The organism is Acidovorax sp. (assembly GCF_046339755.1).
Classification (GTDB): domain Bacteria; phylum Pseudomonadota; class Gammaproteobacteria; order Burkholderiales; family Burkholderiaceae_C; genus Acidovorax.
The window spans coordinates 1-8,826 of the sequence record NZ_JBKDTZ010000203.1; the positions used below are offsets into that span (position 1 = coordinate 1).

Annotated in this window: 8 protein-coding genes; 7 read left to right on the top strand and 1 reads right to left on the bottom strand. The window is 69.6% G+C overall.

Translation table 11 applies throughout. The annotated features are described in order from the left end of the window. The 3 genes from ACK59X_RS16840 to ACK59X_RS16850 form a co-directional block, all read left to right on the top strand. Positions 1–1,970: hypothetical protein (locus ACK59X_RS16840; protein WP_409958984.1), on the top strand; the 1,970-nt coding region annotated here is incomplete at its 5' end. Further along, positions 1,955–3,112 (top strand): hypothetical protein, encoded by a 1,158-nt coding sequence (locus tag ACK59X_RS16845; protein ID WP_409958986.1) that lies wholly within the window; start codon positions 1,955–1,957, stop codon positions 3,110–3,112. The genes ACK59X_RS16840 and ACK59X_RS16845, both read left to right, overlap by 16 nt. Then, positions 3,109–3,810: a DUF1266 domain-containing protein gene (locus ACK59X_RS16850; RefSeq protein WP_409958988.1), complete on the top strand. Its 702-nt coding sequence runs from the start codon at positions 3,109–3,111 to the stop codon at positions 3,808–3,810. The genes ACK59X_RS16845 and ACK59X_RS16850 overlap by 4 nt, the downstream gene beginning before the upstream one ends. Before the next feature lie 96 nt (positions 3,811–3,906). Here the strand turns inward: ACK59X_RS16850 and ffh are convergent, their stop codons facing one another. After that, positions 3,907–5,286: a signal recognition particle protein gene (gene ffh, locus ACK59X_RS16855; RefSeq protein ID WP_409958990.1), complete on the bottom strand. Its 1,380-nt coding sequence runs from the start codon at positions 5,284–5,286 to the stop codon at positions 3,907–3,909. Between the two features lie 91 nt (positions 5,287–5,377). Here ffh and ACK59X_RS16860 point away from each other — a divergent pair, with 91 nt between their 5' ends. From ACK59X_RS16860 to ACK59X_RS16875, 4 genes are all read left to right on the top strand, one after another. Beyond that, complete coding sequence (locus ACK59X_RS16860) at positions 5,378–6,175, top strand: inner membrane protein YpjD (protein ID WP_409958992.1); 798 nt, start codon at positions 5,378–5,380, stop codon at positions 6,173–6,175. Continuing rightward, the gene (locus ACK59X_RS16865; protein ID WP_409958994.1) at positions 6,172–6,399 is read left to right on the top strand and encodes a PP0621 family protein; all 228 of its coding nucleotides are present in this window, start codon (positions 6,172–6,174) and stop codon (positions 6,397–6,399) included. The genes ACK59X_RS16860 and ACK59X_RS16865 overlap by 4 nt, the downstream gene beginning before the upstream one ends. Before the next feature lie 13 nt (positions 6,400–6,412). Beyond that, positions 6,413–8,116 (top strand): sensor histidine kinase, encoded by a 1,704-nt coding sequence (locus ACK59X_RS16870; RefSeq protein ID WP_409958998.1) that lies wholly within the window; start codon positions 6,413–6,415, stop codon positions 8,114–8,116. Between the two features lie 20 nt (positions 8,117–8,136). Next, the coding region (locus ACK59X_RS16875) for a sigma-54-dependent transcriptional regulator (RefSeq protein ID WP_409958996.1) at positions 8,137–8,826 on the top strand (690 nt) is incomplete at its 3' end.

Genomic DNA, 8,826 nt, shown 5'->3' on the forward strand with positions numbered 1-8,826 from the left:
GCTTCGCGCGCACCCAGGCCTTGCGCGCCTTGCCCGAGCAGGCCGCGCTGCTGCACCAGGCGCTCGACGGCATGGCGCGCCTGCTGGCCCAGCCGCCGCTGGACCAGCAGTCCGACCGGGCCTGGGAGCACCTGGCTGGCCAGGCCGAGCGCAGCCAGGATTTTGGGGTGTGGCGCCGCTGTGTGGCCGCCCGCTATGCGCTGCAGGTGGTGCAGCCCGAGCGCTCGGCCTACCGCGCCTGGGACGAGGCGGTGCAGGCCACGCGCCTGGCCGAAGTGGCGGCCGCCGAAGGCAACGCGGCGCTGGCACGGCAACTGGTGCAGCAGGCCATGGACCAGTTGCACAACGCCGCCCCCGGGCAGGACGTGGACCACGAGGACTGGTTGAAGCTGGGCGAGCAGTTCGTGGCGCTGGACCCCACGAGCATCGCGACCATCGTGCAGCAGATCCCGGCGCGCATGCCCGCCGACCTCGCCCGGCCGCTGCAGCGCGATGTCTCGGTGCGCCGTGCCCGCCTGCAGGCCCGGGCCCTGCAGCGCCAGGGCCGGCTCGACGAAGCCCTGGCCCAGGCCAGGCAGGGCCGCTTCGGCCTGACCAACGACCAGCAGGACGACTTCAGCATCTTCGTGCTCGACCTGCTGCTCGAAGCCGGCCGGCTGGACGACGCGGCAGAGTTGGCCTTCGAGAGCGCCAGCAGCCAGCGCCCCGGCTCGACGCAGCATGCCTGCACTGTGGCGCTTGCGCAGATGAAGGCGCACCTGGCCCGGGGCGCCACGCCCCACCCCGGCTGGCACCTGGCACTGGCCAGCGCCGCCATGAACGACGCCGGCTTGGTAGGAGACCCGCAAGACCCCGCCGCCTTCATCGATCACCACCTCGCGCAGGTGCGCCGCGCCGCGCCAGAGCATCCGGCGCTGGCCTGCCTGGACGGACTGCGCCTGTTTGCCGCCGGTGACCACGGGCGCGCCCTGCCGCTGCTGGAGACGGCAGCGCGCGAGCCCGCCATGGCTGCGCCCGACCTGCTGCAGGCGCTGTGGGTCAGCCGGGTCAAGGTGCATGGCGTCACCAAGGCGCTGCAACAGCCGTTTGCGGCCTCGCCCGCAGCCGGCTGGTGCTACAACCTCGGCGTATGGCTGGACTTCCACCTGCAGCAGGCCTGCGGCGCCAGCAGCGACGAGGACTGGCCCGAGCAGGACATCGACACCCTCAAGGCCCGCTACTACGAGGCCGCCGTGCTGCATTTCGAGGCCTTCTTCGCCACCGGTGAAGGCTGGTTCCGCGATGGCGACGTGCATGTCTACTCCATGCTGTGCAACAACCTGGCCATCTACTACCGCTGGAACCTCAAGGAGTACGACAAGGCCATCGAACTGCACCACAAGGGCCTGGCCACCAGCCCCTTCGCGGAGCACCACAACGGCCTCGTGTCCTGCTACTCGGCATCGGAACGCAAGGCCGAGCTCATTGCGGCGGCCGACATGCTGTGGCACTACGCGCTGGACCACGGCTACGGGCGCCACGATCCCACGGGCTACTTCAAGAGCGTGTGCCGCGCACTCTACGAGCTGGACCGCGACAACGAGATCGACATCTGGCTGCAGCGCCTGGATGAATGGTGGAACGGCCTGGACCGCGACGACCAGGCCGAAAACGAAGACGACTACCTCGGGACCCTGATGGTCATGCTGCGCAACCTGGCGTGGTCGCAGCCGGCCGACGCGCTGGCGCGGCTCACGCGCGTGATGCCGCGCGTGCAAGCCAATGCGCTGCCCGGCGTGCGGCGCCTTGCCGGCAACGTGTACGAGAACACCAAGCACTACGAACAGGCGATGGCGCTCTACCAGGAGTCGCTCAAAATGGTGCGCCCGGGCGACGAGAGCGACGCCGAGCAGGCCGGCTACGCGCGCGACGACATCGCCAGCTGCAAGAAGGCCATGGCAGCCGGCAAGCCCTGGTGGAAGCTCTGGTAATGGCGCCTGGCGCCGCCGCACGCGGCACCTACGGCGCGCGCGACGTGGTCAATGCCCCCGCCATCCGCAGCGCCATCGATCGGCGATCCAGCGAGCGCAGCGACCCCGAAGAGGTGCGCGCCTGGCTGCTCAACCACTTCTACCGGCATGTGGTGGGCAACCTGCAGGCGCCGGCACCGGCAGTGCAGGCCGTCACGCAGCGCGAGCAGGCACAGGCACTGCTCAAGCCGGCCCCGGTTCCGCCCTGGGCACTGGCGCGGCTGGGCGAGACCCCTGCGCGCCATGCGCCCGTGCCGGCAATTCCCCTGTGGTGGATCGACCCCGAGGCCGACGCGGTGCTGGCGCTGGAGGCCCGGCTTGTGGAGTTCCTGCTGTCGCGCGAGGGCACCGCGCTGCAGGGCAAGCTGCAGCGCGTGACCGCGCCGCAGGCGCTGGCCCTGTGGGCCGAAGAACATGCGGCCTACGAGGCCAAGGCCGCCGCCGGCTGGCGCGAGCACGAAGCCGATGCCGTGGCCCTGGTGTGGCAGGGCGAGCAGGGCCATTTCATCGAGTTCCGGCCGGACAGCGCGCACCTGCGCGCGGAGATGGCCTACGAGAGCCAGATGATGCGCCACTGCCTGGGCCAGTTCGCGAGCCGGCGCAGCCTGGCCGGCGGCTACGGCGAGCACTATGCCAAGGCCTGCGAACAGGGGCGCATGCGCCTGTTTTCCTACCGCACGGCCAGCCACGTGCCGCACATCACGATCAGCGCCCATGTGCGCGAGGATGGCCGCCTGGCCATCGACCAGATCAAGGGCAAGCAGAACCGCCCGCCCATCGAACGTTACCAGGGCGAGGTGCTGGCACTGCTCAACCAGTTGTCCACCTGCGAGGATGCGCCCCCCGATGCACTGCAGATGGGCATCGTGCGCACGGCCCAGGGCTGGTGCGCCGTGCGCGACGTGGTGCACGAGCAGGACCAGCTGCGCCTGGTGCAGGCCCGGCCCGCGCTGGTGCGCGAGTTGCCCGCCCCCTCGCCGCTGGTGCAGTGGCTGGTGGCGGCGCGCGACCCCGCACTGCTGCAGGGCCTGCCGCTGGCGGCTTCCGTGGCCGCGGCACTGGAGGCAGGGGGCTCGCCGGCCACGGAGCGAGCAGCGCCATGATCGCCTGGCTGCTCATCGCGCTGGGGGTCGGCCTGGTGGGCTGGCTGGCCTGGCGGCTGCTGCTGTGGATGCTGGGGCCCTTCCTGCGCTGGTACGGGCGGCCGCGCCTGCGCCGCCAGTACGTACTGGACGCACACTGGAACTGGACCCTGGCGCTGGCCGACCCCATGGCCTTCGCGCGCATCCAAGGGGGCTTTGCCGATGCGCGCATGCCGCACCTGTCCGAGCCGCTGCAGCAGTCGCTGCGCCCGGCCTTGCTGCACCTGATGGGCCTGCGCAGCGACATGGCCGAAGACCAGATCCGGGCCGCCCTGCCCGGGCAGTGGCGCGAACGCTGGTTCCGCATGGGCCTGGATGCCCTGCGCTCCGACGATGCCCCGCGCGACGCCATGGCCCTGGCCTGTGCACGCGTGGCCTTCGCCACCCGCACCGCCGCCCTGCTGGGCTGGCTGGACGAGGCCACGCAATGGCAGATCCTGCACCACAACGCGCAGCGTGCGGCCGACTGCTTCCACAGTTGGCAGGATTTCGGCAGCGCCTATGCGCGCGGCCGCCGGCAATGGGTGGCGCATTCGCGCGCCGACAGCCTGGGCCTGGCCTTCACCGAAGAGGACGTGGCGCAATGGGTGGCCAACCGCGACCACCCCTGGCACTGGCTGCCCTGGCCGCTGCCGCCACCGCCCATGAAAAAGCCCTAAGAGCCTGTTCAAGATCTTTTTGCGGCTCCAAAAAGATCTTGAACAGGCTCTAACGAGCGGGCGCTCGTCAGGGCTGTGGTGGTTCGAAGGCCGGGGTCAGAACGGCATTTTTGGCATGCCGCCGCCCCCGAGGCCCTTCATGCCGCCCATCTTCTTCATCATCTTCATCAGGCCGCCGCCCTTCATCTTCTTCATCATGTCCTGCATCTGCTCGAATTCCTTGAGCAGGCGGTTGACCTCCTGGACCTGCACGCCTGCGCCACCGGCGATGCGCTTCTTGCGCGTGGCCTTGATGAGTTCGGGCTTGCGGCGCTCCAGCGGGGTCATGCTCTGGATGATGCCTTCCTTGCGCTTGATATCCTTCTCGGCCTTGTCCATGTCCACGGCACCGGCCTTGGCGGTGAACTGGGCCGGCAGCTTGTCCATGAGGCTGGACAGGCCGCCCATCTGCTTCATCTGCTGCAGCTGCCCGAGGAAGTCGTTGAGGTCGAAGCCGTCACCGCTCTTGACCTTGGCGGCGAGCTTTTGCGCGGCCTCGATGTCCACGCCCGCCGTGACCTGCTCCACCAGCGCCACGATGTCGCCCATGCCCAGGATGCGGCCCGCATGGCGCTCTGCGTCGAACACTTCCAGGCCGTCGAGCTTTTCGGACACACCGGCGAACTTGAGCGGCGCGCCGGTGATCTGGCGCACGGACAGGGCCGCGCCGCCGCGCGAGTCGCCATCGAGCTTGGTCAGCACGATGCCGGTGAGGGGCAGGGCTTCCTTGAATGCCTTGGCCGTGTTGATCGCGTCCTGGCCCTGCATCGCATCGACCACGAACAAGGTTTCCACCGGGTTCAGCGCGGCGTGCAGGTCCTTGATTTCCTTCATCAGGGCTTCGTCGATGGCCAGGCGGCCCGCGGTGTCGACCAGCAGCACGTCGAAGTAGTGCTTCTTGGCATAGTCGAGCGCGGCATGGGCGATATCCAGCGGCTTCTGCTCGGGGGTGCTCGGGAACCACTCGGCGCCGGCCTGCTTCGTCACCGTCTTGAGCTGCTCGATGGCCGCCGGGCGGTAGACGTCGCCCGAGACGGGGAGCACCTTCTTCTTGCGCTTTTCGATCAGGTGCTTGGCCAGCTTGGCCGTGGTGGTGGTCTTGCCGGCGCCCTGCAGGCCGGCCATCAGGATCACGGCGGGCGGCTGGGCGGCCAGGTTGATGTCGGAGATGCCCTCGCCCATGGTGGCGGCGAGTTCGCGGTTGACGATGGAAACCAGGGTCTGGCCCGGCTTGAGCGAGCCCAGCACCTCCTGGCCCAAGGCCTTTTCCTTGACACGGGCGATGAAATCCCGCACGACGGGCAGGGCCACGTCGGCTTCGAGCAGGGCCATGCGCACCTCGCGCAGCATGTCCTGCACGTTGGATTCGGTGATGCGGGCCTGGCCGCGCATCTCCTTGACGAGGCGCGTGAGTTTGTCGGTAAGGGCGGAGGCCATAGGGATTGTTCCGGTGTTGCCCACGGGCGATTGGCACGGGTGGGCCCGCCAGGGCGCTGGCGGTGAAGCGAAAGGCAACTAAACTGTGCCCATGATTTTACCCAGTGCTTCTCCCATGGGTTGGCTGCTCGCGCTTGCCGCAGCGGCGGCCTATGCCATGCCCGCGGCCGCGGCGTCGCGCCTGGGGGCGGCGGGCATGCGCAACGCCCTGCTGGTCGCATGGTTGCTGCATGGCGCCACCCTGGTGCTGGGGCTGTGGAACGAGGCGCCGCGCTTCGGCTTTGCGCCGGCCCTGTCGATGACGGCCTGGCTGGTGCTCACGGTGTATGCGGTCGAAAAACAGCTGTTCCCCCAGATGCAGGCGCGCTGGGTGCTGGCGGTGCTGGGCGCGCTGGCCATCGTGCTGGCCCTGGTGTTCCCGGGCCAGCCGCTGCACGTGACGGCCTCGGCCTGGCTGCCGCTGCACCTGGCGCTGGGCATCGCCTGCTACGGCTTGTTCGGCGCCGCCGTGGTGCATGCCTGGCTGATGACGCGCGCCGAGCGCCACATCCGCCAAGCCGAAGACCCGCACAGCGGCATCCCGCTGCTCACGCTGGAGCGGCTGACCTTCCGTTTCGTGGCGGCCGGCTTCGTGCTGCTCACCGCCACGCTGCTGGCCGGCTGGCTGTTCGGCGATGCGCTCTATGGCCGGGCCTGGCGCTGGGACCACAAGGCGATCTTCTCGCTGATGGCCTGGTTCACGTTTGCCACACTGCTGCTGGGCCGTGCGCGCTTTGGCTGGCGCGGGCGCACCGCCGTGGGCGTGCTCTATGCCGGGGCCGGCCTGCTGCTGCTGGCCTATGTGGGTTCGCGTTTCGTGCTCGAGGTCATCCTGGGGCGCAGCGCATGAAGTACCTCGTTCTGCTGGTGGTGCTGGTGGTGGCCATCGGCATCTGGCGCAACAACCGCGCCGCGCCCAGGCAAGCCCGGCCCGGCCCGGCCCGCCCTCCCGCCCTGCCCCAGGACATGGTGGCCTGCGCGCACTGCGGCGTGCATGTGCCGCGCGCCGAGGCCCAGACCCAGGGGGAGAGCACCTACTGCAGCCTGGAGCACCTGCGCCTTGGCAAGCCCTGAACCGACGGCGGCCATGGCCGACAGCGCGCCGGGCAACGACCTGCCAGCGGCGGTGGACGCGCCTTTCCTGCGCCTTTGGAAGGGCTTCCTGACCGCACGGGTGATGGTCGCCATCGCCCTGGTCCTGCTGCAGACCCTGGGCCAGGCGGTCAACCAGGCGCTGGACCCGGCCACGCTGGCAGTCGCCGTGGCCTACCTGGCCGCCACCATCCTGATGCGCATCCTGGCGCGCCACCGGCCGCCGCCACCGGGCACGGGCATGCACTGGTTGCCATCCATCGGTGTCGACCTGGCCGTGGTCTGCGCCCTGCAGCTTCTGCACTCGGGCGCCCTGAACTACACACCACTGTTTGGCCTGCCGATCCTGATGGCGGCGGTGCTGGGCACGCTCACACTGGCACTGGGCACCACGGCCGGTGTGACGCTGATGCTGCTGGGCCTGGCGTGGCTGGGCTCACGCGCCGGGGTCGACGACCCCCAGCGCTACCTGCAAAGCGCCCTGACTGGCACGGGCTACTTCATCGTCTCCTACTTGGTGCACCAGCTTGCCACCCGCCTGGCGCGCGAGCAGGAAGTGGCCCAGCAGAGCCAGATGACGGCGCGCGTGCAGACACAGGTGAGCGCCCTGGTGATCCAGAACCTCACGGACGGCGTGCTGGTCGTGGACGAGAACGACACCGTGCGCAATGCCAACCCGGCCGCGCTGCAACTGCTGGGGCAGCCGCCCCTGCCCCCGCTGCCGTTTTCGCTGACCCATTCGGCCGCCTGGGATCCGCTGGTGAAGCTGGCGCGCCGCACCTTCCGCCAGGAGCAGCCCCAGACCGCCGATGCGGATCTGCTGCACATTGGCGAAAGCCCCACGGGTCTGCACGTACGCACCTGGCTCACCTCCTCGCGCAACCTGGCCCGCCAGGCCGGAACCGAGCGGCTGTGCGTGATGTTCCTGCACGACCTGCGCGAGATGCAGGCGCGCCTGCGCACCGAGAAGCTCGCCGCCATGGGCCGCATGTCGGCCGCGGTCGCGCACGAGATCAGAAACCCCCTGGCGGCCATCGTCCAGGCCAACGCACTGCTCGAAGAAGACCTCACAGACCCGGGCCAGAAGCGCCTGGCGCACATGGTGCAACAGAACGCCGACCGCCTGGCGCGCATTGCCGAGGAGGTGCTGGACATCGCCCGCGTGCAGCACCAGATCAGCCAGTCACCGGCCTCCACCCTGCACCTGGACTCTGCCGTGGCCCAGATCTGGAGCGATTGGCAGGGGCAGGATGCGGGCCAGCGGCGCGGCCTGGTGGCGCTGAGTGCCGGCGATGCCCAGGTGGAGTTCGATGCCGAACACCTGCGCCGCGTGCTGGTGAACCTGCTGGACAATGCCCTGCGCTACATGGGCCCGGAGCCCGATTCGCTGTGCATCAACACACGGACCACCGTCACGGGCCAGGTCAGCCTGCAGGTCTGGAGCGACGGTGCCCCCATGGACAAGTCCGTGGAGCGCCATCTGTTCGAGCCCTTCTTCTCCTCCGAGAGCCGCTCCAGCGGCCTGGGCTTGTATATCTGCCGCGAGCTGTGCCAGCGCCACGGCGCCTCCATCGGCTACCAGCGCCTGGTGCGCCTGACCCAGCGCGGCGATACCGGCGGCAATGCATTTACAGTCGGCTTTCGGCGCACCACCCGCCCCGCCGAGCCCGCTTCGCTGTTCGACACCATCGTGGTCTGAAGCCTTTTTCTTCCTCTCCCATGAATGCTCCTGCTGCCTCCATCCTTGTCGTGGACGACGAGCCCGATCTGCGCACGCTTTATGAACTCACGCTGCTGCGCGAGGGCTACCGCGTGGAGACGGCCGCCAGCGTGCAGGAGGCACGCGAGCAGCTCAAGGCCCAGCGTTTCGACGCCGTGATCACCGACATGCGCCTGCCCGATGGCTTCGGCATGGAGCTGCTGCAGGACCTGCGCGAGCAGCAACGCAAGGAGCGCTGCGTGGTGATGACGGCCTATGGGTCAGCAGAGAATGCGGTGGAAGCCTTGCGCTCCGGGGCCTTCGACTACCTGACCAAGCCGGTGGACTTGAAGCAGTTCCGCTCGGTCGTGGCCTCGGCCATCCAGGGCACAGGGGGCGTGCCCGCGCCGCGCGCGGCGCGCACGCCGGGCGGGCGCGCAGGGGGTGGCGGCGGCGCGGTCGATGCCCAGGCCTCCTCGTCGGCGCTGGACCGGCTGGTGGGCGAATCGGCCGCCATGCGCAATGTCAAGCAGCGCGTGGCCAAGGTCGCGCGCGGCATGGCGCCGGTGCTGATCCACGGCGAGTCGGGCACCGGCAAGGAGCTGGTCGCCCAGGCCCTGCACGCCAGCAGCCAGCGCGCAGACGGTCCCTGGGTGGCCGTGAACTGTGGCGCCATTCCCGAGAACCTGCTCGAGGCCGAGTTCTTCGGC

Excerpts from the sequence above, each read along its gene's own strand:
- ACK59X_RS16850 (WP_409958988.1), top strand. The coding sequence starts at position 3,109 with ATGATCGCCTGGCTGCTCATCGCGCTGGGGGTCGGCCTGGTGGGCTGG.
- ffh (WP_409958990.1), bottom strand. The coding sequence starts at position 5,286 with ATGGCCTCCGCCCTTACCGACAAACTCACGCGCCTCGTCAAGGAGATG.
- ACK59X_RS16860 (WP_409958992.1), top strand. The coding sequence starts at position 5,378 with ATGATTTTACCCAGTGCTTCTCCCATGGGTTGGCTGCTCGCGCTTGCC.
- ACK59X_RS16865 (WP_409958994.1), top strand. The coding sequence starts at position 6,172 with ATGAAGTACCTCGTTCTGCTGGTGGTGCTGGTGGTGGCCATCGGCATC.
- ACK59X_RS16870 (WP_409958998.1), top strand. The coding sequence starts at position 6,413 with ATGGCCGACAGCGCGCCGGGCAACGACCTGCCAGCGGCGGTGGACGCG.